This is a genomic window from Agromyces cerinus subsp. cerinus, assembly GCF_900142065.1.
In the GTDB taxonomy this organism is placed as follows: Bacteria; Actinomycetota; Actinomycetes; order Actinomycetales; family Microbacteriaceae; genus Agromyces; species Agromyces cerinus.
Genome location: NZ_FSRJ01000002.1, coordinates 504,705 through 530,728 on the forward strand (window position 1 = coordinate 504,705; position 26,024 = coordinate 530,728).

A 26,024-nucleotide genomic window follows, 5' to 3' on the forward strand; every position below is an offset into this window, starting at 1 on the left:
CTGGCGTGGCTGATCGAGTCGAGTGCAACGCTCGTCGCCAGTGAAGCTCGAATCATCGTCCTCGATTTCGTATGCCAGTTCCCCCTCATCGATGAGGGGGAACTGGCAGTCCGATCGGCGAGACCATCACGTCCGATTTCCGCGACCATCACCGGGTGTCGGGCGCCTGGGAGCGACGAAGATGGACTCATGACCCGACGCCATGCCACGCTGCCGACGCCGCTCGGCGAGCTGCTCGTCGTCGCCGACGGCGAGGCGCTGGTCGGCATCTACTTTCCGGGCCACTGGCACCCACCGGCATCCGACGCCATCGGGATCGAGGTCGACTCGCGCACCGACCCGCTCGTCACGCGGCTCGGCGTCGAGCTCGGCGAGTACCTCGCGGGGGAGCGCACGATCTTCGACCTGCCGATGGCGCCGAACGGCGACGAGTTCCAGCAGGCGGTCTGGGCGATGCTCCGCGACATCCCGATCGGCACGACGACGAGCTACGGCGAACTCGCCGCGCGGCTCGGCGACCGCAACCTCGCGCGCCGCGTCGGCAACGCGGTCGGGCGCAATCCGCTCAGCATCATCGTGCCGTGCCACCGGGTGGTCGGCGCCGACGGATCCCTCACGGGCTACGCCGGGGGACTCGAGCGCAAGCGCCACCTGCTCGAGCTCGAGGGAGCCCCGGTGGTCGCGCAGGCGCGGCTCTTCTGAGGCGCGCAGCGCCGCCCGTCACACCCAGCCGCGCCGGATCGCCTCGGCGCCGAGTTGGATGCGGGTGGTGACCTCGGCCCGGTCGAGCAGGCCTGCGATCCGTCGCTGCACCGTGCGGAGCGACAGGCCGAGCTGGGCGCCCGCCGAGACATCCGTCATGCCGAGGAGCAGCAGCCGCAGGAGGTCGCGATCGATCGCCTCCTCCTGATCGAGCTCCTGCACCTCGGCGCGGTCGGCGAAGAGCCGCGCGGCCCGGTTCCACGAGTCCTCGAACATCGTCTGCACGAGATCGAACAGCGGGCTCGGATGGATGAGCAGGGCGCCCGAGACCTGTTCGTCGCCCGGCGTGTGCATCGGCAGGAGCGCGAAGGTGTCGTCGGCCATGAAGAGCCTCGTCGGCAGGCGTGGCAGCACCCGGACCTCTTCGCCGAGCGGTTCGAGCCCGCGCACGGTCTCGATGAAACCCGGCCGTTCGAGCACGGCTCGTTCGGCGATCACCCGGTATCGCACGCCGCGCGAGAGCGCCCGATCCTCCTCGACGTTCTCAGGCCCAGAGACGAGGGCGATCTGCTCGAGCACGAACACCCGCACCTCCCGCTCGGCCGAGGCCTGCAGTTGACCGAGGCGCTGAACGACGGCATCCGCGCCGAGGACGACGTCGATGACCTCGGGCGTCGCCCGCTGGGCGGTGCCCTCGCGGTACACGTCGCTGAGATGCACGAGCGCCTCGTGCGCCGAACTCAGACGACGTTCGTGCTCGAGCAGGATCGGTCGCAGCGCGACGGACGGCGGAGATGCGACGACCCGGTCGCGGGCGGAGGCCTGCCGGGCGATGAGGCCGAGCGCCTCGAGGTCGTCGAGTATCCCGCGGGCGGCCCGCATCGACAGCGAGGCGCCGCGGGCGATCTCCTCGAGATCAGCCGACGGCAGGCCGAGGAGCAAGCGATAGACGGCGGTATGGGATTCGTCCATTCCGATGGCCTCGAGCACGAGCACCCCTTCACTCTGCCGCACGGGATGGGCGGGTCAGCGCGGCGAACTGGCGGATGCCCGCCAAGGCGCGCCTCCGCCACCACCCTAACGGGGGGATGTGGAACCGTGCTGAGTAGTCCAGATCGGCACGAGAGGAATGCTCATGCAACGACCAAGCAACCCGCCCAGACGACACCGACGCGTCGTCGCCGCGGCGGCCGGCATCGCGATCGGCATCGCGGGAGTCGGCGTCGCCGGCCTTCCGGCGATCGCCGGCCCTGCGGTGGACGACGGAGTCCCGCCCGGCGGTGCCATCACGACCGAATCCACGAGCCCCGGTGGTTCGCACTCGGTCACGCTCATCACCGGCGACCGGGTCACGGTCACCGCGATCCCCGGCGGCACGCAGACCGTCGAGGTCGAGACCGTGGTGCCCGGCGCCGGCTACCGCACCGTCACCGCGGGCGACGAGCTGAGCATCATCCCCGACACGGCGCAGGCGTACCTCGCCTCGGGTGCGCTCGATGTCGACCTGTTCAACGTCACGCAGCTCATCGAGTACGGGTACGACGACGCCTCCGTCGATGCGACCCCCGTGATCATCGAGCTCGAGAGCGGGGCTGCTGCGTTCAGTGCAGAACCGCCCGCACCGGGCCTCACCGTCGGCGTGCAACTCGCGAGCATCGGGGCCGAAGCGGCCACTGCTGCGCACGCCGAGGCGGCAGCGACGTGGGCGGCGCTCACCGACGACGCCGGCGCACCCGATGCGCGAGCGGTCGCGGCCGACCCGTCGACCGCCTCCTTCGGCGGCGGCATCGCCGCCATCCATCTCGACGGCAAGGTCGAGGCGACGCTCGACTCGAGCGTGCCGTGGATCGGCGCCCCCGACGCCTGGGCGAAGGGCTACACCGGCACCGGCGTCACCGTCGCGGTGCTCGACACCGGCTACGACGACACCCACCCCGACCTCGCGGGCCGGGTGCTTCCCGATTCGACGAGCTTCGTGCCCGGCGAAGAGGTCACCTGGGACCCGAACGGGCATGGCACGCACGTCGCCTCGACGATCGCCGGCACCGGTGCCGCGAGCGACGGCGCACAACGCGGCGTGGCCGACGGTGCGAATCTCCTCGTCGGCAAGGTGCTCGACAAGGACGGCTCGGGTCAGGACTCCTGGATCATCGACGCCATGGAGTGGGCCGCCGAGCGGGCACCGATCGTGTCGATGAGCCTCGGCACCCGTCAGCCCTCCGACGGCAAGGACCTCATGTCCGAAGCGCTCAACGGCATCGCGGAGGACACGGGGTCGCTCTTCGTCGTCGCCGCGGGCAACAGCGGCGCCCCCGAAACCATCGGGGCACCCGGAGCCGCCGCGCGCGCGCTCACCGTCGGCTCGGTCGTCGACCCGAGCGGTGAGCTCTCGTGGTTCTCGAGCCAGGGCCCGCTCGCAGGCTCGGGCGCACTGAAGCCCGAGATCGCCGGTCCCGGATCGGATGTGACGGCAGCCAGGTCGGCCGACTCCAGCGGCTCGGGGGCGTACGTCACGATGAGCGGCACCTCGATGGCGACCCCGCACGTCGCCGGTGCCGCCGCGATCGTCAAGCAGCAGCACCCCGAGTACACGGGCGAGCAGCTCCGGGCCGCGCTCACGAGCACGACGACCGCCGTCGACCTCACCGCCTTCCAGGTCGGCACCGGGGTCGTCGATGTCGCCGAGGCCGTCGAGGCACCGGTCATCGCCGCCGGGTCGGGTGACTTCGGCATGCTCGCCTGGGGCGAGGAACCCGCACCCGTGGCGCGCACCGTCTCGTACACCAACCGCGGCGTTGACGAGGTCGTCGTCGACCTCACGGCGACGCTCGAGGGCTCGGCTGAGGTCGAGGCATCCGATGTGCTCGCCTTCGACACCGAATCGTTGACGATTCCGGCGGGGGAGACCCGCTCAGCGACGCTCACCGCCGACCCGGCGAAGGTGCCCGCCGGCACGCAGCTCTCCGGCGCGCTCAGCGCGTCGATCGGCGACCGCACCGTGGCGCGCACGGCGCTCGGCATCGCGTCGGAGGCCGAACGCCACGACCTCACCGTGACCGCCACCGACTTCGACGGCGAGCCGACCGCGGCCTTCGGCGTGCTCTACTCGCACGACGCGCAAGAGGTGCTCGGCTTCGTCGCCGTCGACGGCGAAGCCACGTTGCGGCTGCCCGCCGGGCGCTATGCGCTCACCACGACGCTCGACCTCGATCGCGAAGCCGATGTGCGTGCCGATGTGCTCGTGGGCGACCCCGACTTCGAGCTCGACGGCGACGTGGCGGTCGCGTTCGATGCGCGCGAAGCCAACCCCGTCACCGTCGACGTCGGTGAAGAGCACGTGTCGCCCGTGCTGCGTCGCATGGACGTCAACGCCGACAGTTACGGCACCGGTGTGCTCGTACCCGTCTGGATGGACGAACTCTGGGCGCAGCCGATGGAGGAGCCGGGCACCGAGCGGTTCGACTTCACCGCACGCTGGCGGCTGCAGACCCCGCCGCTCACCATGTCGGCCGGCAAGGAATCGCTCGACCTGCTCCTGCAGGCCGGTTCGACGCGGTACGACGGCAAGTTGAAGGCGCAAGCGGTCGACGTCGGCACCGGCAGCGTCGAGGAGTTCGCCGCCGTCGACGTGCGCGGCAAGGTCGCCATCGTGACGCGGTCGAACGCCGTGTCGCCGCATGAGCGTGCGGTCAACGCCCTCGACGCGGGCGCGACGATGCTGCTCGTCGCGAACGACGCCGATCGCGAGCTCAGCGAATGGGTCGGCGCCGACGACGGCAGCTCGGTCGCGATCCCGGTCGCCGCGATCAGCGGCGTGCAGGGCCGCGCGGTCCTCGATGCGCTCGCCGCGTCGAAGGGCAAGTACACAGTCACCGGCACGGGCGTTGCGAACGCTCCCGAGATCTGGGACGTCGCGCGGTACGTCGAGGGCTCGATCCCCGAGGACCTCTCGTACCAGCCGAAGGATCTCGCACGGGTCGACACCACCTACTACGGGAAGCAGGCCGACCTGGTCGGCGAGTTCCGCTGGGATGTCGCTCCGAACCGGACGTTCGGTTTCGGCCTGCCGTTCGCGCTCGGCCGAGGCATCGAGCGCACCGAGTGGGTCGACTCGAGCATGGACTGGTACCAGACCGCTGAGGTCGCCGACGTCGGTTGGCAGGTGCGCGACATCGTCCGCTCGTACGAACCCGGCGAACGCGACGAGACGAGCTACTTCGGCTCGATCGTGCGCCCGTACGTGGCCACCGGCTACTTCGCCCCGTACCGTCAGAGCGACTTCTCGCAGGTGAACCTGCCCTCGTGGGGCGACGGCGGCGAACCCGAGCACGCCGGCGCGTTCGACGTGTTCAGCGGGGACCCGCGCTTCTCGCAGAACACGGAGTACTACCTGAACGGCGAGTTCGTGAAGTCGTCGCCGTTCCAGGGCGTCAACACGACCGACCTTCCCGACGGCGACGCCGAGGTGCGCATCGTCAACACCGCGGTGCAGGATGGCAGCGCGCTGCCCTCGTCGACCCGCACCGTGTCGGAATGGACGTACACCACCTCCGGCAAGCGGGGCGACTGGACGACGCGACTCGAAGCGATGATCCAGGCCTACTACGACGTCGAACTGGATGCCTCGGGCACGGCCGGTTCCGGGCGCAAGAAGGGTTCCGACCTTCCGCTGCGACTCGAACTCGGCCACGTCGAAGGTGCCGTCGACAGCGGCGCGATGACCGCGGCGACGTTGGAGATCCGCGCTGCAGGAGGTGAATGGGTCGCCGTGCCTCTCGACGTGGTGACGCCCGACTCGGGCGCCGGCAACCCGCCGACGGGCATCTTCGCCGACGGGCGCGCCCACGTCACGGTCTACGGGGCGGACCTTCCGGTCGCCGATGCCGGCGGGTGGATCGACCTGCGGGTGACGGCCGAGGACGCCGAGGGCAACACCTTCAGCCAGGAGATCGAGCGGGCGCTCGAGATCGCCCCGGCGAAGGGCCGCGGCCGCTGATCGGGGGATGACCGGGGGCACCTGCCCGGGTGACGGAGACGTCACCCGGGCAGGGTGCTGTCTGCCCCTCGGCGGGTTCGCGCGTCGCCGACGGAGCATGTCTTCTACGAGGCGTGCCCGTTCGTCTGGGCCACCGCTCGGGTGACTGGTCGCACCTCGTCGCCGACCGCGATCGAACCCGCCGACTGCGGCACCATGAGCACGCCGAACCACGTCTGACCGTCCCAGCGGCGGTGCTTCGCGAGCGTGCGGATCGGCTCCTTGCCGCGGGTGAGCGTCTCGGGGTCGATCGAGGTCATCACGCAGCGGTCGCAGACCTTCGTGATGCGGAAGCGCACGTCGCCGAGGTCGACGAACGGCCAGGCGTCTTCGGCGAACGGCTCGTCGCCGTCGATCACGACGTTCGGGCGGAAGCGCAGCATGTCGAGGTGCGGCGTCTCGTCATCGGTCCAGGCGTTCAGCTGGGCGAGGGATGCCTCGCTCGCGAGCAGCAGTGGGGCGGAATCGGCCAGCGTCAGCCGGTCGTCGGGCAGGCCCCCGTTCTTCGGGTTCACGGTGCGCTCACGCGGGTCGGGCTGCCATACAAGCCGTGCGTCGATGCCGAGACGAGCGCTGATCCAGGCGTCGGCCTCATCGCCGGCGGGCAGCGCCGTGCCCTGTCGGGTGTGTCCGACGGGGATCGGCGCGGCATCCGTCGGGCGATCGACCCGGAGCGGGTCGCCGGCCCCGCTGCGCTCGCCGAGCAGGAGGCCGCCGTCGGCGAGCAGCTCGGCGGTGAGCGCGAGCATGTGGTTCTTCTCGCGAGCCGTCACCGGGGCGCCGGATGCATCGACGACGCCCCACCGGCGATCGCCCGCGAGGCCCCACGGCAGCACCTCGGCGGAGTCGACATCGACCCCGGCGAATGACTTGACGGGGTGGATCCGGAGACGCGTGACCTGCATTCGAGCATGCTAGCGAACGACGTCGGGCTCACGCCTGTCGGTGGCCGGTGGCAGCCTTCGAACATGGCTACCCATCAGCACCGGATCCCGCTCAGCATCGACTACGTCGAGATCTCCGTCACCGACCTGGCCGTCGCGCAGGCGTTCTACGGCGAGGCGTTCGGCTGGCAGTTCACGCCGTACGGCCCCGAGTACGCCGGCATCCGCACCTCGGCCGAGGGCGAGGGAGAAGAGGCCGGAGGGCTGACCCTCGCCGCCGAGGTCCCGAAGGGCGGCCCGCTCGTACTGCTCTACAGCGACGACCTCGATGCCACCGCGGCCGCGGTCACCGCTGCCGGCGGCACGGTGGTCAACGGCCCGTACGAGTTCCCCGGCGGCCGTCGCTTCCACTTCACCGACCCGAGCGGCAACGAGCTCGGCGTCTGGGCCGAGCGGTAATCCGGCCCGAGCCGAACACCGCGCACCCCGGCAGGCTCACCAGGCGATGAGCTTGACCGGGGTGACGCGCAGCACGGTGCTGTAGCGCTCCGCCATCGAGGCGGGCGTGAGCTGAAGCGGCGGCAGGTCGTCGGCGTACTTCGCGAAGTAGGCGTCGCCGATGCGAGGCATCCAATCAGGCGAGGCGCCGTCGAAGACCTCGACGGTGCCCTGCAGCACCGTCAGCTGCTCTTCGTCCGCGCCCGACTCGAGGTGCACGAGCACCTTCGGATCGCGCTTGGCATTCCGCACCTTCACCGCACCCGGCTCGCTCAGCATGATGACGGCGCCGTCGTGCCAGAGGTACCAGACGGGCACGGCGTGCGGGAAGCCGCTGCGGCTCGTGCTCGTGAACCAGGCGATGCGCTCGCCGGCGAGGCGGGCGAGCGCACGCGCGTGCAGATCGATTGCGGGGTCGAGCACGAGCGGGGCGGCATCGTTCATCGTGATTCCTTCGGTCGGCGGCGTGCTCCGACGCTACCGGCCGCCGCCGATCCCTGGGCGATGCGACCGCCGCTCGAACGATCATTCGTTGCGGAATGCAACAGGCGGGTCTATTGTTGCAATAAGCAACAGGAGGCGATGATGGTCGGCGAATCGAACAACGGCTCGAACAGCGGCTCGAACAACGGCACCGCGGCAGAGCGCGAACGCGCGACCGCCGACGTTCTGCGCGCGCTCATCGTCATCAGCCGCCGCGGCGTCGCGGACGCGCGCATCGCGAACCTCAGCCTGAGCATGACCGACCAGTCGATCCTCGGCTACATCGTCGACCACCCCGGCTGCCGCTCCACCGACATCGCGCAGGCGTTCCGCCTGAACCGCTCCACCGTCTCGCGCCAGCTCGCCGGCCTCATGCAGCTCGGCGTCGTCAGCGAGCAGGCGGATGCCTCGGGCCGAGGCCGCCCGCTCGAACTCACCGACTCGGGCTGGGCCGCCTACGACGAGGCGATCGGCATCCTGCGGGGCGTCGTCGACGAGAACCTCGACGACTGGACCGACGCCGAGGTGGCCCGCTTCGCGCACGACCTGCAGCGATTCAACACCGGTGCCGCGGGGGAGACCCGCCCGCGGCATCCGCTCGAGGCGCCTCCCGCGCCTCTCGACAGTGCCCCATGAGGCACCGTGCCCCACAAGGGACGGAAGGAAAGAAGGAACAGCAATGACCGCACTGCGCAACATCACCGTGCTCGGCACCGGAGTGCTCGGCTCGCAGATCGCGTACCAGACCGCCTACCGCGGCTTCGACGTCGTCGCCTACGATATCGACGACGCCGCCCTCGAGGCGGCGAAGCAGCGCTTCGCCGGACTCGCCGACACCTACGTGTCGGAGGGCGTCGAGGGCGCTGCTGATGGCAAGGCCCAAGCGGCGCTCGGCCGCATCACCCGCTCGTCCGACCTCGGCGAGGCCGTCGCGCAGGCCGACCTCGTGATCGAGGCGATCCCCGAGAACCTCGAGATCAAGCGCGCCACGTACGAGCAGCTCGCCACGCTCGCGCCCGAGCGCACCATCTTCGCCACCAACTCCTCGACGTTGCTGCCGAGCGACCTCGCGTCGTTCACCGGTCGCGCCGACCGCTTCCTCGCGCTGCACTTCGCGAACCGGGTCTGGGTGCACAACACCGCGGAGGTCATGGGCACCGAGGCCACGAGCCCCGAGGCGTTCCAGGCCGTCGTCGAGTTCGCCGCCGAGATCGGGATGGTGCCGATCGAGATCAAGAAGGAGAAGGCGGGCTACCTGCTGAACTCCCTGCTGGTGCCGTTCCTGCAGGCCGCCGGCGAACTGCTCGTCGACGGCATCGCCGAGCCCGACGCGATCGACAAGACCTGGCGCATCGGCACCGGCGCCCCCATGGGTCCGTTCCAGATCTATGACATCGTCGGCCTCACGACGGCCTACAACATCTCGATGATGGGCGGCGCGAAGCAGCAGGCGTTCGCCGCGCTCATCAAGGAGCGCTACATCGACCAGGGCAAGCTCGGCGTCGCCACCGGCGAGGGCTTCTACAGCTACCCGAAGGGCGAGTAGGCGAAGCGCCGCAGGCCGTGTCGGTCGTGGGTCAGACCCACGACCGCCGCACGGCCTCGGCGCCCAGCTGGATGCGGGTCGAGACGCCCGCCGTCTCCATGAGCTCGGCGACGCGGCGCTGCACGGTGCGCACCGAGATGCCGAGCTGCGCCCCGGCCGCCGCGTCGGTGAGCCCGAGCAGCAGGAGTTTCAGCAGGTCGCGGTCGACGGCGTCGTGCGCCCCCGGCAGCTCGCCGGTCGAGATGAACTCGGTCGAGGTCGCCCAGTACTCCTCGAAGATCGCGATGACGAGGTCGAGCAGGCCGCTCGGATGGACCAGCAATGCGCCCGAGGAGCGATCTTCGCCGTGCGATCGCATCGGCAGCAGCGCCATGTCGTCGTCGGCGATGATGAGCCGCGTGGGCAGCGTGGGCAGCACCCGGATCTCCTCGCCGAACGGCGCTGCCTCGCGCGCCGAGTCGATGAAGCCCGGCCGTTCGAGCACGGCCTTCTCGACGATGACCCGGTACTGCACCCCGCGCGCGAGGGCATCGTCTTCAGCGTGGTTCTCGTCGGCGTCGAGGAACGCGATGTCGCTCAGCACGAACACGCTCACCCGGCGCTTGGCCGACGCCTGCAACTGCGCGAATCGTTGGCGCACGGCATCCGCACCGAGCACGACGTCGACGACGTCGGGCGTCTCCCGCTGAGCCGCACCGCGCCGGTAGAGCTCGCTCAGCTCGACGAGCGCCTCGTGCGCCTGGGTGAGGCGTCGTTCTCGATCGAGGAGCATCGGCTGCAGCGCGAGCGACGGCGGCGAGGCGACGACCCGGTCGGGTGCGGCCGCCTGCCTCGCGATCAGTCCGAGACGCTCGAGTTCGGCGACGATCGCGCGCACTTCGACGGGCGACTTCGCCACGGATGCCGCGAGCTCGTCGACGCTCGCCGATGGCGACTGCAGGATGAGCCGATAGAGCGAGGTGTGCTCGTCATCCAGTCCGATCGCTTCGATCACGCACGCCTTCCGTTCCGCCTCGTGCCGAGCCGCCGGCATGGCGGATGGAGGCCATGGCATCTCTCCGCCACCACACTAGCCACCAGCCCGTGAGAGGTTGCTTGGCAAGTCAGTCCGAACGCGTGAGAGGTATCCCTATGCCACGAAGCATCAGACCATCCGCACATCGTCGCCGATCGATCGCGGCCGCCATCAGCGGCCTCGCGATCGGCGTCGCTGGGGTCGGCGCGGCCGCACTCCCGGCCACCGCAGACCCGACCGGAGGCGGCACGCCGCCACCGGCCGCCTCGCCTGCGGCCCCGGCGTCCGCCGGCGGATCGCACACCGTCACCCTCATCACCGGCGACCGGGTCACCGTGACCGACCTCGCCGACGGTACGCACACGGTCGAGGTCGACCCCGTCGATCCCGGTGAGGGGTTCCAGACCCTCGATGTCGCCGGCGAGCTGCACGTGCTGCCCCGCGGTGCGATGCCCTACCTCGCGGCAGGAGTCGTCGACCGCGACCTCTTCAACGTCAGCCGGCTCATCGAGTACGGCTACGACGACGCCTCCGTCGACGCGACCCCGGTCATCCTCGAACTCGAGGGCGACGCCGCATCGCGCCGATCGGCCCCCGTGCCGGGCGTCGCGCTCGGCACGCCCCTCGCGAGCATCGGCGGCGCGGCCGCGTCGGCCGATCACGCGAGCGCCGCATCGACCTGGGCGGCATTGACGGATGCCGCGGCATCCGATGCCCGCAGCTTCGCCGCCGGTGAGCCCGACGCGGTGAGTCTCGGCGGCGGGGTCGCGGCCATCCACCTCGACGGCAAGGTGCAGGCGACGCTCGACGAGAGCGTCCCCTACATCGGCGCACCCGAGGCCTGGGCGGCCGGGTTCACCGGCGACGGCGTGACCGTCGCGGTGCTCGACACCGGCTACGACGACACCCACCCCGACCTCGAGGGCCGCGTGCTCGCCGAGTCGACGAGCTTCGTGCCCGACGAGCCGGTCTCCGACGACCCCAACGGCCACGGCACGCACGTCGCCTCGACCATCGCCGGCACCGGTGCCGCGAGCGGCGGCACCCACCGCGGCGTCGCCGACGGCGCGAACCTGCTCGTCGGCAAGGTGCTGAGCAACGCCGGCGAAGGTCAGGACTCGTGGATCATCTCCGCGATGGAGTGGGCCGCCGATCGCGCCGACATCATCTCGATGAGCCTCGGCACCCGCTACGGCGACGACGGCACCGACCTCATGTCGGTCGCGCTGAACGAGATCTCGGCCGAGACCGACGCACTCTTCATCGTCGCCGCCGGCAACTCGTCGGCACCCGAGACGGTCGGCTCGCCCGGCTCCGCCGCGAGCGCGCTCACCATCGGCTCGGTCGACGACCCGAGCGGCGAGCTGTCGTGGTTCTCGAGCCAGGGCCCCCTCGTGCGCTCCGGCGACATGAAGCCGAACCTCGCGGGCCCCGGCAACGACGTGACCGCCGCCCGCTCCGCCGACAGCGACGGTTCGGGGTCGTACGTCAGCATGAGCGGCACCTCGATGGCGACCCCGCACGTCGCGGGCGCCGCAGCCATCGTGAAGCAGCAGCACCCCGAGTACACGGGCGCGCAGCTGCGAGCGGCGCTCACGAGCACGGCGACGGATGTCGGGCTCACGCCCTACCAGGTCGGTTCGGGCGTGGTCGATGTCGGCGAGGCGATCGAGGCCGACATCCTGGCCTCCGGTTCCGGTGACTTCGGCATGCTGTCGTGGGGTGAAGACGACGCCCCGATCACACGCACGATCGAGTACACCAACCGAGGTGCCGCAGAGGCGACGATCGAACTGACGACGACGCTCACCGACACCACACCGGGCGGCCCGGTCGCCGAGGCATCCGATGTGCTGACGATGGATGCCGATTCGCTCACGATCCCCGCAGGTGAGACCCGCTCGGTCACCCTGACCGCCGACCCGGCGAAGGTGCCCGCGGGAGCCCAGCTCTCGGGTGCGCTCACCGCGACGATCGACGACGAGGGGGTCGCCCGCACGGCGCTCGGCGTCATCGCCGAAGCCGAACGTTACGACCTCACGGTCACGGCGACCGACTTCGACGGCGAACCGCTCGGCACCTATGGATGGATCTGGAACGCCGAGACCGGCTGGTTCGCCCCGTTCCCCGTCGACGGCGAGACGACACTGCGACTGCCCTCCGGCCTCTACTCGGTGATGTCGTTCATGGACGTCGCACGCAACGCCGACACCGAGACGATCGCACTCGTCGGCGACCCCGACGTCGTGCTCGACGGCTCGGCATCGGTCGCGTTCGACGCCCGCGCCACCGAGCCCGTGACCGTGGACGTCGGCGAGGACGACCTCCAGGCGACGGTGCGGCGCATGGACTTCACGGTCGACGGCTTCACCGGCAGCGCCATGGCCCCCGTCTGGGTCGACGAACTGTACGCCCAGCCGATGGACGCACCCGAGGCCGAGAGCTTCGACTTCACGACGCGGTGGCGGCTGCAGGAGCCGACCCTCTCGCTGAACGCCGGCAAGGAGTCGCTCGACGTCATCCCGCAGGCCGGGTCCACGCTCCTCGACGGTGAGATGCGGGGGGCTGCGGTCGACGTCGGCCTCGGCAGCGTCGAGGAGTTCGCCGCGGTCGATGTGAAGGGCAAGGTCGCGGTCGTGACCCGCTCCGACGTCGTCTCGGCTCCGGAGCGGTCGGCGAACGCCGTCGCCGCCGGTGCCGCACTCCTCCTCGTCGTGAACGACGCCGACGGCGAGCTCAGCGAGTGGGTCGGCTCCGCCGACTACGAGTCCGACACGTCCATCCCGGTCGCCGCGATCAGCGGTGTTCAGGGGCGCGGGCTGCTCGAGCGGATCGCGCAGAAGAAGGTCACGATCACCGGTGAGGGCATCGTCGATGCCGACGAGATCTGGGACATCGCCCGCTACAGCGACGGCGCCGTGCCCGACGACCTCGACTACCGGCCGAAGGACCTCGCCCGGATCGACACGACCTACTACGGAGAGCCCGCCCTCGTCGGCGAGTTCCGGTTCGACTTCGTGCCGGGCGTCGAGTTCGGCACCGGTTACCCGATGCGCGCGACGCGTGGCATCGAGCGCACCGAATGGGTGAACACCGACCAGGTGGAGTGGTACCAGCAGGCCACGGTCATCGAACCCGACTGGGAGATCCGCGACGACAAGCGCGGCTACGAACCGGGTCAGGAGATCGAGTCGAGCTACTTCGGTTCGATCGTGCGACCCTACGTGGGCCCGGGCTACTGGGCGCCGGTCCGCAACGGCGACTACGCGCAGGTCAACCTGCCGTCGTGGGCAGACGGCGCGAGCCCTGACCGCACCGGTTCGTTCGGCACCTACTCCGGTGCCACCGACCGGTCGCAGCTCATCGAGGTGTACATCGACGGCGCGCTCGCGAAGTCGTCGACGTACCAGTCGGCGACCGTCTGGGACATCCCCGACGGCGAAACCGAATGGCGGGTCGTCGACACCGCGACGCACGACGGCACCTATCTCGAGTCGTCGACGTCGACCAGGAGCGAGTGGACGTTCACGTCGACGGGCTCGGTCGACGACTTCAGTCGGCAGCTGCTGCCGATGATGCAGGCGTACTACGACGTCGATCTCGACGAGTCGGGCGTGGCCGGTGCCGGGCGCAAGCGCGGTGCCCCCGTGAAGCTCGAGCTCGAACTCGGGCACATCGCCGAGGCATCCGGCATCGCGGCCATCTCGGACGCGACGCTCGAGATGCGGGTCGACGGCGGCGAATGGCAGCCCGTCACCCTCGACGTCACCTCGGCCGACGACACGGTCGACCAGCCGTCGGAGGACGGCCCGCCGATGTTCTCGGAGGGGCGCGATGTCGTCACGGCGTACGCCGCGAAGATCCGCGTGCCCGACGCGGGTGCGTGGGTCGACCTGCGAGTGACGGCGACGGATGCCGCGGGCTCGACCTTCAGCCAGGAGATCGAGCGGGCGTTCGAGGTCGCCGCCGTGAAGAAGGGCGGCCGGCACTGAACCCACGATGAACCGGTGAACCGGTGATCGAACTGGGGCCCGAGCGATGCGTCGCTCGGGCCTCAGTCGTCGGTTGGGCCGGTGCTGGTGCCGGTGCCGGTACCGGTACCGGTGCCCGGGCTACGCCGCCGGCGCGGCTCGTCGAGCCCGAGGTGCACGCGGGTGCGCTTGCGCTCGAAGACGATGAACCCCGCGCCCAGCGCCCAGAGCGGCAGCTGGGTGAGGAACGCGATGCGGAACGCCTCGAGGCTGTACGTGTCGGGCGTGCCAGCGCCCTGCGCGTCCATCGCGATGCCGATGAACAGGATCGCGAGCAGCGCGGCGAGGAACCCGCCGACGTTCACGATGCCCGTCGCGGTGCTGAGTCGGTGGCTTGGGTTGTAGGTGCGGGCGTGGTCGAAGCCGATCATCGACGCCGGGCCGCCGGTGCTGAGGGCGAGCGCGAGCGCGAAGAGGAGCCACAGCGGCGCCGGGCCCGGCCACAGGATGACCGCGAGCCACGCGACGACCTGGACGGCGATGATCGGCAGCACGAGCATGCGCGAGCGCCGCATCGGGTGCCGGCTCGAGAGCGCCCCGATGACCGGACCGACCACCATGCCGGCGACGACGTAGACGCTGAAGATGAGCGACGCCATCGCGGCCGAGAGACCCTCGCCGACCGTGAGGAACGGGAATCCCCAGAGGAGGACGAATGCGGTGCCCGAGAACGGCGTCGTGAAATGCGACCAGAACGCGAGACGGGTCGCGGGGTGCGCCCATGACTCCGTGAATCCCTGGCGGAGGTCGGCCGACGAGGTCACGGCCTGGATGGCGCCGGTCTTCGTGTCGACGCTCACATCGGCATCGCGACCGGGTGGGCGGTTTCGGATCACGGCGAAGGTCAGCACGGTGAAGAGCACGCCGAGGCCGGCGAGGCTGCCGAACGCGATGGTCCAGCTCGTCGCGTGCATGAGCGCCGCGAGCGGCAGGATGGCGAGCAGTTGGCCGCCCTGGCCGACGATTCCGGTCAACTGCACCATGAACGGTGCCTGCCGCGTGGGGAACCAGACGGCGACGACGCGCAGCACGCTCGGGAAGATCGCGGCGTCACCTGCGCCGAGCAGGATCCGGGCGAAGATCGCGGTGCCAACGTCGGGGGCGAATGCCATCACGAGTTGGCCGACGGCCATGAGGAACATGCCCATGGTGATGATCGGGCGGGCGCCGAAGCGGTCGAGCAGGATGCCGACGGGAATCTGCATCGCGCCGTAGACGAAGAGCTGGATGACCGCGAACATCGACAGCGTCGAGGCATCCGCATCGAACCGCACGGCGGCATCGACGCCCACGGCGGAGAGCGAGGTGCGGTTGGTCACCGAGAGCATGTAGGCCGCGACGCCGACTCCCCAGACGAGCCACAGGCGCCAGGGGCGCACCGGGTTGAGGTCGAACGTCACGGGGCCTTCACTTCGTCGGTTGAGACGACGAGTAGTACGGGCCGTCGGTTCCAGCGTATCCCCGACGAACGGATGCCTCGCCGCGAACGTGTCGCGGCGAGGCATCCGGTCATCGACCAGCGCCCGTCAGTCGAGCAGGTGATCCAGTGCGCGGCTCATCCACGCGGCCCGGGCGGCCGCGTCGGTGATGCCCTCGAACCCGAAGCCGGCCGTCAGCGAACCCGGCGTCGCCACCACCGCGGCCTCGGGGAACCCTGCGGCCGTCGTGATGATGAAGTTGTTCGGGTTCGGCGCGCTGCCGGGCGGCGGCCCGGCGATGGTCCATCCGCCGGTGTCACCGTTCTCGAACGACGTCGTGCCCTCGCCCGTCGACACCTCGATGTCGTCGACGAAGACGCCGAGCCCCTGACTGGACCAGTCGCTGACGTACGCGATCGAGAGTTCGACCGGGCCGCCGGCATACGCCGACAGGTCGACCGACCACTGCTGCCAGCCGGCAGAGTTGCCGGAGTCGGCCCACCACTCACCGGTGGTGCCGGTGGGGGTGCAGGTCGTCGTCTCGGCGTCGAGCGTCTGGTAGTGGTCGAGTTGCGGGTGCAGGTCGCGCCAGCCGGCCGGGCAGCTGTCTCCAGTGCTCTGGGTGGTGTTCCCGTTGAGATCGGGCAGGGTCGTCCAGTCCTCTCCGCCAGCGGGACGCGCCTCGACGGCGATGTGGTCCCAGTTCGCCTCGGTGTCGTACGACGTCCAGAACGACATCGTGGCGCCACCGGCCGGGACGTCGATCGTGTTCGTCAACCGCTTGTACGACACGTCGCCGATCTGCGAGTAGGCGTACGCGTCGCCCGTGTGCGGCTCGAACGGGCCGCCCTCACGATCCCACCTGCCCGCGACCCAGCTGTCGAACTGCGGGTACACGGCCGGGTCGAGGATGCCGCTCGTCGTGATGAACGAGTTGCTGTGGTCCTGGTTGTCGGCACTTTCGGCGCCGTTGAAGCCCCAGTCCAGACCCGTGAACGGGGTGTCGACGCCGAGGACGTCGAGGAGGCCTCCGTCCTCCGCCGTGCCGGCATCGTCGACGGTGAGGTACGCGCCGAGCCAGTACTGCATCATGTCGTTGGTGAAGTCGCCCGACCCACCGAGTGGCCGGCACCGCTCCTGCACCGCCGCGTCGGCCCGGCATTGCGCATTCGCCGCCGTCGGGTCGTACAACTGGTCGGTTCCCGTGTACTGGGTGCCGGCGTACTTCCCGGTGTAGAGCACGCGGCCGCCCTCGTTGAGGAAGTCGCGAACCTCGAGGGTGTTGTCCAACGCCAAGCGGGAGGCGTTGCCGCCGCCCCAGCCGGGTTCGCGGGTGATGATGTCCTCGCCGGTGTACCAGATGACGGCGTCGTAGTGCGAGAGCACGCCCAAGGCGTCGGGTGCGGTCCGGGCGCGCGCATCGACGTCGTAGACGTCGTAGCCCGTGCCGTTGGCGTCCAGGGCGTCCTGGTAGTAGCCGAGGTAGTTCGGCCCGCCGGCCTGTGCCGGCGAGGCACCCGTATAGTCCTCCGCCGCCATGATCAGCACGTCGTCGGTGGATTCCTCGACGGCCCGGTAGGTGAACGACTCGCTCGTCTCTCCACCGCCTTCGAACCAGACCTCGACGTCGTCGCCCGGAGTGGTGCCGGTGACGAGGCCGCTCATGGTGTGGAAGTAGACACCGGTCTTGCCGCCGTAGCGATCACCGCCTGTCCACTCCTCGGTCGGCACGCCGATCGCAGGGTCGCCGTTGATCGAGTACATCAACGTCACGTCGCCCAGGCTGCGCTTGGCGATGACGCGCACCTCCTGCGGGTCGCCGTACGAATAGTCGAACGTGTAGTTCACCTGGGGCAGACCGTCCTTGTAGGTGTCGTCGCTCTCCAGGTAGAAGGGCTTGGTCTCGAGGCCGAGGTGCGACACCGGGTTGGCCGGATCGGCGGCTGACTTGGCCACATCGAGTGCGAAGGGCAGGGCGCGCTCGAACTCCGCCTGCACCTGCGCCTCGTCGTCGGGGAACACGAACCCGCCGTCGTCGTCGCCTTCGCCGAGCTCCGGCGTCCAGGCCAGCGTTCCGTTCTGGGAATGCGCGAAGTCGGTCGTCTCACCGTTGGTCACGTAGAGCACGTCGGACGAGAGGCCCGGCTCGAAGTCCGGGATCGCCGGGTTGTCGCGGTTGCCCGACAACGCGTAGTAGATCGGGTCGTCCGCGGTGGGCGTGCCGGTCTGCCAGCCCTCGGCGTACAGCAGCCACTGTCCGAACGAGTGGTAGTTGACCTGGAACTCGAATCGGCCACGGTCCAGCAGCGACATCATCGCCTGCGTCTCGGGCTCGGATCCGGCTGAAGGACCACGGTAGGTGTCGCTGCTGATCTGCGACGACGAGCCCTCCTCGTCATAACCCCAGTGCTCCGGGTAGTTGCGGTTGGGGTCGACGCCGTCGGCACGCGTGATCTCGTTGTCGCCGTCGTTGTCGCGCAGGTTCTTCCGCCACAGGCGCTCGTGGTCGAACGTGTACTGGTAGCCGTCGGGGTTGGCCACGAGCACGAACCACAGCTCGTTGTTCCTGAGGAGGTCCCTGGTCGCCTTGTCGTTGGCCCGCCAGCCGTCGATGAACGAGTTCAGCAGCCGCCGGTTCACCTCGGTGGAGATCCACTCCCGAGCGTGCTGGGTCGAGCTGTACAGCACCGCCGGACGCGTACCGTCCGCCTGGCCCCGCGCGCCCTGGGTCAGCTTCAGCGCGATGATCTCGCGGCCCTGGTAGGTGTGGCCGAGCACCTCGAGCTTGACCAGCTGCGGGTTCTGCTTCGCGAGACGGTAGAGCTCATCGCGGATGCCGCCCTGCTCATCCCACGACCGCCAGACGTTGTAGCCGTTCGCCGCCTGCTCGGTCGCCAGCTGCTTCGCCGACTTCCCGTTCTTGTTCTTCTTGACCTTGACATCGAGACCGCGGGCCTGGAGGCCCTTCGCCTCGTCGGCGGTGAGCACCATGTCGAGGCTCACCCCGGCATCGGTGACCCTGCTGTCGGCGACGTCGAAGCCGCCGGCGGCGATCTCAGCCGCGTCGGCAGCGCTCACGTCGGCCGTGTACATGTCGAGGGCGCCGGCGTCGTTGTCGACGGCACTTGCGCCCAAAGGACTCAGCATCGCCATCATCAGCCCGAGGGCGGCGACCCCGAAGACGAGGCGATTGGGAATGCGATGGGTTCCGGCCATGACGACTCCTCTGGTCCGTCTTCGGCCAGAACGGGAGTGACGACGTCGTCTCGGGTACCAGATGCTCGTCACAAGTCTGTGCTCACTGCGGACCCTCAGGGGTTAGCCTCCTGCGACCCGCCGCGGCTGTCAAGTCCCCTGAGCGATTGACCCCGAACGACCGAGTGCGCGCGACCGCTTCGGCGAGGAGGATGGATGCGAGGAGGCGAGGCGACGATGTCGGACCGCGCGAACTGGTTGGTGTGGGCGCAGTTCGCACTGCTGGCGTTGCTGCTCCTGCCCGGCGACCCGCTCTGGAGTGCGCCCTGGGTCACGATCGTCGCGGTGCTCCTCGCGCTCGCCGGGGCTGCCCTCGCGGTGGCGGGCGTGGCGGTGCTCGGGCGCGACCTCGTGCCCTGGGTGGCGCCGAAGCCCGGTGCGCCGCTGCGCGTCGACGGTGTCTACCGGTTCACGCGGAACCCGATCTATCTCGGCATCCTGATCGGCGCGGCCGGCTGGGTCCTGTGGCGCGGACGCATCGAACTCATCGTGGTCTGGGTACTCCTTGCCGCCGTGCTGATCATGAAGGCGCATGTCGAGCAGCATCGCCTCGCCGACGCGTACGGCGACGAGTACCGCGCGTACGCGGCGCGCACGCCACTGCTGCTGTTCGCCCGCGGCATCCGCTGACCTCGGTGCTGTCGACGGTCGTCCGTCGTCCGTCGCCCGTCGCGCGTCGCCCGCGGAGACGGCGATGCCCGCCAGCACCGAGGTGCTGGCGGGCATCGCCGTGCGCGTACGCGTGCGCGGACTACACGATCGCGTCGTCGGTCTCGGACTCGCCCGCCTCGACGCTCGACGTGACCACCGTGTCGTCTCCCGCCGCGAGTTCGGCGTCGATGTCGGTCGCCGCCTGCTCGAACTGCGAGTTGTAGAGGCGGTAGTACGCGCCCTTCGCAGCGATGAGCTCCTCGTGGTTGCCCTTCTCGACGATGTCGCCGTGCTCCATCACGAGGATGAGGTCGGCGTCGCGGATCGTCGACAGGCGGTGCGCGATCACGAACGACGTGCGCCCCTCGCGGAGCGCCGCCATCGCGTGCTGCAGCAGCAGCTCGGTGCGGGTGTCGACCGAGGAGGTCGCCTCGTCGAGGATGAGCACCGAGGGCTGCGCCACGAACGCGCGAGCGATCGTGATGAGCTGCTTCTCGCCGGCCGACACGTTCGACGCATCCTCGTCGAGCACGGTGTCGTACCCGTCGGGAAGCGAGTGCACGAAGCGGTCGACGTAGGTCGCCTGCGCCGCAGCCAGCACCTCGTCGTCGGTCGCCGACTGGCGGCCGTACCGGATGTTGTCGCGGATCGAGCCCGCGAACAGCCACGGGTCCTGCAGCACCATGCCCGTGCGCGCACGCACGTCGTGACGCGTGAGATCCGCGATGTCCTGACCGTTGACGAGGATACGGCCGCCGTCGAGCTCGTAGAACCTCAGGATGAGGTTCACGAGCGTCGTCTTGCCGGCGCCGGTCGGGCCGACGATCGCGACCGTCTGTCCTGGCTCCACCTGGAACGACAGGTCCGTGATGAGCGGGCGCTCGGGCGTGTACGAGAACGCGACGTGCTCGAACACGATCGTGCCATCGCCGTCGGCGGGCGCCGGGGCATCCGCTGCATCGGGCTCCTGCTCTTCGGCGTCGAGCAGTTCGAAGACGCGCTCGGCCGAAGCCGTGCCCGACTGCACCACTGCAGCCATGCCGCCCAGCTCCGACAGGGGCTGGGTGAACTGCTGCGAGTACTGGATGAACGCCTGCACGTCGCCGAGACGCAGCTGACCGGTGGAGACCATGAGCCCGCCGAGCACCGCGATGCCGACGTAGGTCAGGTTTCCGATGAACATCATGCCCGGCATGATGATGCCCGACAGGAACTGCGCCTTGAAGGATGCCTCGTACAGCTCCTGGTTCTCGGCCTTGAACTTCGCACGCGAGTCCTCTTCGCGGCCGAAGACCTTGACGAGGGCGTGGCCCGAGAAGGACTCCTCGACGCGGGCGTTCAGTCGACCGACCTTGCGCCACTGGATGCCGAAGGCCTTCTGCGACTTCGGGCCGATGATGCCGAAGATGACGGCCATGAGCGGCAGCGACACGAGCGCCACGAGGGCGAGCTGCCACGAGATCGTGAACATCATGATGAGCACGCCGACGACGGTGAGCACCGAGGTGACCACGGTCGACAGGGACTGCTGCATCGCCTGCGTGATGTTGTCGATGTCGTTCGTGACACGCGAGATCAGCTCACCGCGCTGCACCTTGTCGAAGTAGCTCAGCGGCAGGCGGTTGATCTTCGCCTCGACCGACTCGCGCAGGCGCCACATGGTCTTCACCATGATGACGTTGATCACGTAGCCCTGCACCCAGGTGAGCACGGACGCGACGATGTACAGCGCGAGCACGAGGATGATGACCTGGCTCAGGCGCACGAAGTCGACGCCCTCACCGGGCACGACGCCCGCGGTGGCGACGACGTTGGCGAGGTCGTCTTGACCGGCGGCCCGCAGCCCCTCGACGGCCTGCTCGGTGGTCGAGCCCGCGGGGAGCTGCTGGCCGATCACCCCGGCGAAGATGATGTTCGTCGCTTCGCCGAGCACCTTCGGCGCCCACACCGTGAGCACGACACCGAGGGCGCCGAGGACCGAGGCCAGGGTGAACCCGAAGGCGTGCGGCTTCAAGAGGCCGATGAGGCGACCGAAGCTCTGTCCGAAGTTCTTCGCCTTGCCCGGAGCGACGGCGCCGCTCCAGTCGTCGGCGTTGATGCGCGCCTGTTCGCCGAGCTCGAGCTCGAGCTGTTCTTCTGCCGAGAGGGGGGTCTGGGCGGTCATCGGGCGGCCTCCACTCCGAGCTGGGATTCGACGATCTCGCGGTAGGTCTGCGAGGTCTCGAGCAGTTGTTCGTGCGTGCCGACGCCGACCATGCCGCCGTCGTCGAGCACGATGATGCGATCGGCATCGGTGATGGTCGAGACGCGCTGGGCGACGACGATCTTCGTCACCTCGGGCAGTTCGCGCCAGAGCGCCTGCCTGAGTCTCGCGTCGGTGGTGAGGTCGAGCGCCGAGAACGAGTCGTCGAAGACGAGGATGTCGGGGCGGTGCACGATCGCACGGGCGATCGCGAGTCGCTGCCGCTGGCCACCCGAGACGTTCGTGCCGCCCTGGGAGATCTTCGCGTCGAGCTGCCCGTCCATCGCCTCGACGAAGTCGCGGCCCTGGGCGATCTCGAGCGCGTGCCACAGCTCGTCGTCGGTGGCGTTCTCACGGCCGTACCGAAGGTTCGACGCGACCGTGCCGGTGAAGAGGAACGGGCGCTGCGGCACGAGTCCGATCGACGACCAGAGGTGGTCGAGGTCGGCTTGGCGCACATCGACGCCGCCGACCTTCACGCTGCCGCCCGTTGCATCGAACAGACGCGGGATGAGCGAGACGAGGGTCGTCTTGCCGGCACCCGTCGATCCGACGATCGCGACCGTCTCACCGGGCGCAGCTCCGAACGTGATGCCCGAGAGCACGGGGTGCTCGGCGCCGGGGTAGGTGAACGCGGCATCCGTGAACTCGACCGAGCCCGGAGCCGGGAACACCGTCACCGGGTTCTCGGGGCGGGCCAGCGTCGAGGTCGAGTCGAGCACCTCGCCGATGCGCTCGGCCGAGACCGCGGCGCGCGGGATCATGATCGTCATGAAGCTCGCCATGAGCACACCCGTGAGGATGAGCATCACGTACTGCATGAAGGCGAACAGCGTGCCGATCTGCACCTCACCGGCGTCGACGGCGAACGCGCCGAACCACACGACGCCGACCACGGTGACGTTGAGCACGAGCATGAACAGCGGGAAGAGCAGCACGAAGAGCGAACCGACCTTGCGGCCGACGACCATGATGTCGGTGTTCGCGCCGCGGAAGCGCTCCTCTTCAATGGGCTCGCGCACGAACGCGCGCACGACGCGAACGCCGGTGAGCTGTTCGCGCATGATGCGGTTCACGTTGTCGAGCTTGTGCTGGTAGCTGCGGAAGAGCGGCACCATGCGGCTGATCACGATCGTCGCGATGATGAGCAGCGTGGGTACGGCCACCGCGATGATCCAGCTGAGGCCGACGTCTTGCTGCAGGGCGAAGATGATGCCGCCGATCGCGAGGATCGGAGCGGTGACGAGCATCGTGGCGCCCATCATCGCGAGCATCTGCACCTGCTGCACGTCGTTCGTGTTGCGGGTGATCAGCGAGCCGGGGCCGAATCTCGACACCTCGCGCTCCGAGAAGCCCGAGACGCGTTCGAAGACGCTGTCGCGGATGTCGCGGCCGGCGCTCATCGCGGCGCGCGCCGCGAAGTACGTGGCGATGATCGCTGCCGTGATCTGCCCGAGGGAGATCAGGAGCATCAACGAGCCGGTCGACCAGATGTAGTCGGTGTCGCCCTTGCTGACGCCGTTGTCGATGATGTCGGCGTTGAGGCGCGGCAGATAGAAGGTGGCGAGTGCCGAGATGAACTGGAAGATCAGCACACCGAGCAGGAGCCACTTGTAGGGCTTGAGATAGCGGACAAGGATTTTTCCGAGCATGGCGTCTCCGTTACGAGGAGTCAGGGAATCGAGCGGACACCGCCTGCCGAGGCGCGTTCATGCGCGCACAGCACCGGCCAGGGCAGCCACACCCCTCGCTCGACCTGCAGCATCGCACCCCCGTACGACATTGCAGCGTTTCAGCCTCACACGGCGGGCAGGGCGACGCAAGCGACACGGGGCCATCCGTCGCCCACGTTCACCGAGAGCGAAATCCGAGGCGATCAGCACATTGGATTGGCGCGAGAATAGGCGCGGAGGTCGATGATGATCAACACCCACGAGGTCGAGAACCAGGTGCCGGCGCGCGAAGACGTCGACGAGTACACGTCGAATGTGCCGCTCGTCGAGGCGGTCGCGCGCTGGGGGAGGGGCGGGGCCGAGGCATCCGCTGACGGCTCGCTCGCGGGCATCGGCTCGCTCGTCGGGTCTGCGACGTTCCAGCGCGATGCCGAGCAGGCGAACACGCGCCCGCCCGTCCTGCACACGTTCGACCGTTGGGGCCGTCGCGTCGACGAGGTCGAGTACGACGAGGCCTACCACCGCGTCATCGGGGCGGCGGTCGCCGCCGGCGCGCACACGAGTGCCGCTGCGGCGCCGGGTCCCGGTGCGAACGTCGACCGCGCGGCGGCGTTCCTGCTGTTCGCGCAGGTCGAGCCGGGACACGCCTGCCCGGTGTCGATGACGCACGCCGCGGTGCCGACGCTCGAGCTCGCGGCATCCGGCCTGCGAGACGAATGGATGCCTCGGCTGCTGAGCCGTTCGTACGACCCGGCGCTCGGCGGCGGTGGCGGCGGCGCGACGAAGCCGTCGGCACTCGTGGGCATGGCGATGACCGAGAAGCAGGGCGGCTCCGACGTGCGGGCGAACACGACTCGAGCGGAACGGCGGGTCGGATCGCGCTCGAGCGGCAGCTTCGATTCGTGGGGCGCCGAGTACGGCCTGACCGGGCACAAGTGGTTCTGCAGCGCGCCGATGAGCGACGCGTTCCTCGTGCTGGCGCAGGCGCAGCACGGGCTCAGCTGCTTCTTCGTGCCGCGTGTGCTGCCCGACGGCTCGCGGAACGTGTTCCACATCCAGCGTCTGAAGGACAAGCTCGGCAACCGGTCGAACGCGTCGAGCGAGATCGAGCTCGACGGCACCTCCGGCTGGCTCATCGGCGAGGAGGGCCGCGGGGTGGCGACCATCGTGCAGATGGTGACGCGCACCCGGCTCGACTGCGTCATCGGGACGGCGGCGGGCATGCGGCAGTCCGTCGCCGAGGCGGCCTGGCACGTGCGGCACCGCCGTGCGTTCGGTGAGCTGCTCGTCGACCAGCCCGCGATGGCGGCGGTGGTCGCCGACCTCGCGCTCGAGTCGGAGGCGGCGACGCTCACCTCGATGCGCCTGGCGCGTTCCTACGACAGCGATGCCGACGACGCGGAGCAGGCCTTCCGGCGCCTGGCGACGGCGGTCTCGAAGTACTGGGTGTGCAAGCGCGGCGCGGGGCACGCGGCCGAGGCGCTCGAATGCCTCGGCGGCAACGGGTACACCGAGGCGTTCCCGCTCGCGCGGCGCTACCGGGAGCAGCCGCTGCTCGCGATCTGGGAGGGCTCGGGCAACGTGATCGCGCTCGACGTGCTGCGCGTGCTTTCGCGCGCGCCCGAGGCGTTCGAGGCGTTCTTCGGCGAGGTCGGGTCGGCGGCGGGGGAGTCGCACGTGTTCGACGCCGCGCTCGAAGGGGTGCGATCGCTCGTGCGCGAGATGACGTCGACGGATGCCGCGGGCGGCGCGTCCCTCGCACGGGAACTCACCGAGCGGCTGGCCCTCGTGCTGCAGGGCTCGCTCATGCTGCGGTACTCGCCCGGCAGCGTGGCGGACGCGTTCGTGCGCACGCGACTCGGCGACGAGGGCGGTCGGCAGTACGGGGTGCTGCCGCGCGGGACGGATGTCGCGGGGATCCTCGCGCGGGCGTGAGCGGACCGGGGCTGTGGATAATCCGTGGCAGGTCGCACCTGCTCGCCTAGGGTGTTCGCCATGTCCCTGTTTCGAACGCCGGCGCACGGTCGCCGCGGCGCGGGTACCGCGCTCGCCGCAGCCGGCGCCATCGCGCTGCTGCTGAGCGGATGCGCCGGCGGCGTTCCGGCACCATCGCCGAGTCCGTCAGCGGATGCCGCGAAGCCGATCTTCGCGTCGGACGAGGAGGCGCTCGCGGCTCTTGAGACTGCATATGGCTCGTTCCTTGCAGTTTCGACTGCGGTGACAGCGGAAAGTGGCGCATCGCCAGAACGACTGAAGGCGGTTGCCGACGGCGCCGCGCTTCAGGATGAGCTATCCGCAGCTGAACGCTTTTCTGCGGACGGCCTGCGAACTTCGGGGACCATCGAGTTCTCGATTCAAGAACTTCAGTCAACGGACTACGCGAAGGGTGCGCGGGTAAGCGCATATGTATGTGACGACATCAGTGGACTCGACTTGCTCGATTCCAGCGGATCGTCGCTGGTCCTTGATGGCAGAGTCGTCAAGATCCCCTACACGGTCGTGGTTCAAGGAGAGCAGCCCGAGTCGATGAAGGTGGTGGAGAGGGCGCTGTGGGAGCGGGAAAACTTCTGTCTGTAGCTCTCATAGCCATC

17 protein-coding genes are annotated in these 26,024 nt (G+C 69.5%); 9 read left to right on the plus strand and 8 right to left on the minus strand.

All coding sequences use genetic code 11. The features are described from left to right. The first annotated feature begins 189 nt into the window (after nt 1–189). Nucleotides 190–702 carry a methylated-DNA--[protein]-cysteine S-methyltransferase gene (locus BUR99_RS08360; RefSeq protein ID WP_074259896.1) on the plus strand — a complete coding sequence of 171 codons (513 nt, stop codon included), beginning with the start codon at nt 190–192 and terminating at the stop codon, nt 700–702. 18 nt (nt 703–720) lie between these two features. Here the strand turns inward: BUR99_RS08360 and BUR99_RS08365 are convergent, their stop codons facing one another. Further along, nucleotides 721–1,674: a transcriptional regulator TrmB gene (locus BUR99_RS08365; RefSeq protein ID WP_234980797.1), complete on the minus strand. Its 954-nt coding sequence runs from the start codon at nt 1,672–1,674 to the stop codon at nt 721–723. 163 nt (nt 1,675–1,837) lie between these two features. Between BUR99_RS08365 and BUR99_RS08370 the strand changes: the two genes are divergently transcribed. After that, nucleotides 1,838–5,698: a S8 family serine peptidase gene (locus tag BUR99_RS08370; RefSeq protein ID WP_159440966.1), complete on the plus strand. Its 3,861-nt coding sequence runs from the start codon at nt 1,838–1,840 to the stop codon at nt 5,696–5,698. A gap of 104 nt (nt 5,699–5,802) precedes the next feature. On the opposite strand, the gene BUR99_RS08375 is transcribed toward BUR99_RS08370, so the two are convergent. Next, on the minus strand, nt 5,803–6,642 hold the full coding sequence (locus BUR99_RS08375) for an MOSC domain-containing protein (protein ID WP_074259898.1): 840 nt from the start codon (nt 6,640–6,642) through the stop codon (nt 5,803–5,805). Between the two features lie 63 nt (nt 6,643–6,705). Here BUR99_RS08375 and BUR99_RS08380 point away from each other — a divergent pair, with 63 nt between their 5' ends. Further along, nucleotides 6,706–7,080, plus strand: coding sequence for a VOC family protein (locus BUR99_RS08380; protein ID WP_074259899.1), 375 nt, complete (start codon nt 6,706–6,708; stop codon nt 7,078–7,080). A 36-nt stretch (nt 7,081–7,116) separates the two neighbouring features. On the opposite strand, the gene BUR99_RS08385 is transcribed toward BUR99_RS08380, so the two are convergent. Continuing rightward, nucleotides 7,117–7,563, minus strand: coding sequence for a pyridoxamine 5'-phosphate oxidase family protein (locus tag BUR99_RS08385; protein WP_074259900.1), 447 nt, complete (start codon nt 7,561–7,563; stop codon nt 7,117–7,119). 141 nt (nt 7,564–7,704) lie between these two features. On the opposite strand from BUR99_RS08385, the gene BUR99_RS08390 reads away from it, so the two are divergent. Then, a complete protein-coding gene (locus tag BUR99_RS08390) occupies nt 7,705–8,238 on the plus strand; it encodes a MarR family winged helix-turn-helix transcriptional regulator (protein WP_159440967.1) in 534 nt (177 codons plus the stop codon). 43 nt (nt 8,239–8,281) lie between these two features. Beyond that, nucleotides 8,282–9,148, plus strand: coding sequence for a 3-hydroxyacyl-CoA dehydrogenase (locus BUR99_RS08395; RefSeq protein WP_074259901.1), 867 nt, complete (start codon nt 8,282–8,284; stop codon nt 9,146–9,148). A gap of 31 nt (nt 9,149–9,179) precedes the next feature. On the opposite strand, the gene BUR99_RS08400 is transcribed toward BUR99_RS08395, so the two are convergent. Then, nucleotides 9,180–10,142 carry a helix-turn-helix domain-containing protein gene (locus BUR99_RS08400; protein ID WP_074259902.1) on the minus strand — a complete coding sequence of 321 codons (963 nt, stop codon included), beginning with the start codon at nt 10,140–10,142 and terminating at the stop codon, nt 9,180–9,182. A 137-nt stretch (nt 10,143–10,279) separates the two neighbouring features. On the opposite strand from BUR99_RS08400, the gene BUR99_RS08405 reads away from it, so the two are divergent. Next, a complete protein-coding gene (locus BUR99_RS08405; protein WP_084183832.1) occupies nt 10,280–14,155 on the plus strand; it encodes a S8 family peptidase in 3,876 nt (1,291 codons plus the stop codon). A 62-nt stretch (nt 14,156–14,217) separates the two neighbouring features. Here BUR99_RS08405 and BUR99_RS08410 read toward each other — a convergent pair whose 3' ends face one another. Together BUR99_RS08410 and BUR99_RS08415 are read right to left on the minus strand one after the other, a co-directional pair. Beyond that, nucleotides 14,218–15,522, minus strand: coding sequence for an MFS transporter (locus tag BUR99_RS08410; RefSeq protein ID WP_234980811.1), 1,305 nt, complete (start codon nt 15,520–15,522; stop codon nt 14,218–14,220). A 198-nt stretch (nt 15,523–15,720) separates the two neighbouring features. Further along, the gene (locus tag BUR99_RS08415) at nt 15,721–18,828 is read right to left on the minus strand and encodes a M14 family metallopeptidase (protein ID WP_074259904.1); all 3,108 of its coding nucleotides are present in this window, start codon (nt 18,826–18,828) and stop codon (nt 15,721–15,723) included. A gap of 195 nt (nt 18,829–19,023) precedes the next feature. Between BUR99_RS08415 and BUR99_RS08420 the strand changes: the two genes are divergently transcribed. Then, nucleotides 19,024–19,497 carry a methyltransferase family protein gene (locus BUR99_RS08420; protein ID WP_074259905.1) on the plus strand — a complete coding sequence of 158 codons (474 nt, stop codon included), beginning with the start codon at nt 19,024–19,026 and terminating at the stop codon, nt 19,495–19,497. A gap of 121 nt (nt 19,498–19,618) precedes the next feature. Here BUR99_RS08420 and BUR99_RS08425 read toward each other — a convergent pair whose 3' ends face one another. Further along, entirely contained in the window at nt 19,619–21,682 is a 2,064-nt protein-coding gene (locus BUR99_RS08425) for an ABC transporter ATP-binding protein (RefSeq protein ID WP_074259906.1), read from the minus strand. After that, nucleotides 21,679–23,412, minus strand: coding sequence for an ABC transporter ATP-binding protein (locus BUR99_RS08430; RefSeq protein ID WP_074259907.1), 1,734 nt, complete (start codon nt 23,410–23,412; stop codon nt 21,679–21,681). Before BUR99_RS08430 ends, BUR99_RS08425 begins: the two co-directional genes overlap by 4 nt. Nucleotides 23,413–23,676: 264 nt before the next feature. On the opposite strand from BUR99_RS08430, the gene BUR99_RS08435 reads away from it, so the two are divergent. Together BUR99_RS08435 and BUR99_RS19965 are read left to right on the plus strand one after the other, a co-directional pair. Next, nucleotides 23,677–25,368 carry an acyl-CoA dehydrogenase family protein gene (locus tag BUR99_RS08435; protein ID WP_074259908.1) on the plus strand — a complete coding sequence of 564 codons (1,692 nt, stop codon included), beginning with the start codon at nt 23,677–23,679 and terminating at the stop codon, nt 25,366–25,368. A 60-nt stretch (nt 25,369–25,428) separates the two neighbouring features. Continuing rightward, on the plus strand, nt 25,429–26,010 hold the full coding sequence (locus tag BUR99_RS19965) for a hypothetical protein (RefSeq protein WP_143231547.1): 582 nt from the start codon (nt 25,429–25,431) through the stop codon (nt 26,008–26,010). The last annotated feature ends 14 nt before the right edge of the window (nt 26,011–26,024 follow it).

What these genes read in the sequence shown, in the direction of transcription:
- BUR99_RS08360 (WP_074259896.1), top strand. Translation starts at nt 190, where the DNA reads ATGACCCGACGCCATGCCACGCTGCCGACGCCGCTCGGCGAGCTGCTC.
- BUR99_RS08365 (WP_234980797.1), bottom strand. Translation starts at nt 1,674, where the DNA reads ATGGACGAATCCCATACCGCCGTCTATCGCTTGCTCCTCGGCCTGCCG.
- BUR99_RS08370 (WP_159440966.1), top strand. Translation starts at nt 1,838, where the DNA reads ATGCAACGACCAAGCAACCCGCCCAGACGACACCGACGCGTCGTCGCC.
- BUR99_RS08375 (WP_074259898.1), bottom strand. Translation starts at nt 6,642, where the DNA reads ATGCAGGTCACGCGTCTCCGGATCCACCCCGTCAAGTCATTCGCCGGG.
- BUR99_RS08380 (WP_074259899.1), top strand. Translation starts at nt 6,706, where the DNA reads ATGGCTACCCATCAGCACCGGATCCCGCTCAGCATCGACTACGTCGAG.
- BUR99_RS08385 (WP_074259900.1), bottom strand. Translation starts at nt 7,563, where the DNA reads ATGAACGATGCCGCCCCGCTCGTGCTCGACCCCGCAATCGATCTGCAC.
- BUR99_RS08390 (WP_159440967.1), top strand. Translation starts at nt 7,705, where the DNA reads ATGGTCGGCGAATCGAACAACGGCTCGAACAGCGGCTCGAACAACGGC.
- BUR99_RS08395 (WP_074259901.1), top strand. Translation starts at nt 8,282, where the DNA reads ATGACCGCACTGCGCAACATCACCGTGCTCGGCACCGGAGTGCTCGGC.
- BUR99_RS08405 (WP_084183832.1), top strand. Translation starts at nt 10,280, where the DNA reads ATGCCACGAAGCATCAGACCATCCGCACATCGTCGCCGATCGATCGCG.
- BUR99_RS08410 (WP_234980811.1), bottom strand. Translation starts at nt 15,522, where the DNA reads ATGCTCTCGGTGACCAACCGCACCTCGCTCTCCGCCGTGGGCGTCGAT.
- BUR99_RS08415 (WP_074259904.1), bottom strand. Translation starts at nt 18,828, where the DNA reads ATGGCCGGAACCCATCGCATTCCCAATCGCCTCGTCTTCGGGGTCGCC.
- BUR99_RS08420 (WP_074259905.1), top strand. Translation starts at nt 19,024, where the DNA reads ATGCGAGGAGGCGAGGCGACGATGTCGGACCGCGCGAACTGGTTGGTG.
- BUR99_RS08425 (WP_074259906.1), bottom strand. Translation starts at nt 21,682, where the DNA reads ATGACCGCCCAGACCCCCCTCTCGGCAGAAGAACAGCTCGAGCTCGAG.
- BUR99_RS08430 (WP_074259907.1), bottom strand. Translation starts at nt 23,412, where the DNA reads ATGCTCGGAAAAATCCTTGTCCGCTATCTCAAGCCCTACAAGTGGCTC.
- BUR99_RS08435 (WP_074259908.1), top strand. Translation starts at nt 23,677, where the DNA reads ATGATGATCAACACCCACGAGGTCGAGAACCAGGTGCCGGCGCGCGAA.
- BUR99_RS19965 (WP_143231547.1), top strand. Translation starts at nt 25,429, where the DNA reads ATGTCCCTGTTTCGAACGCCGGCGCACGGTCGCCGCGGCGCGGGTACC.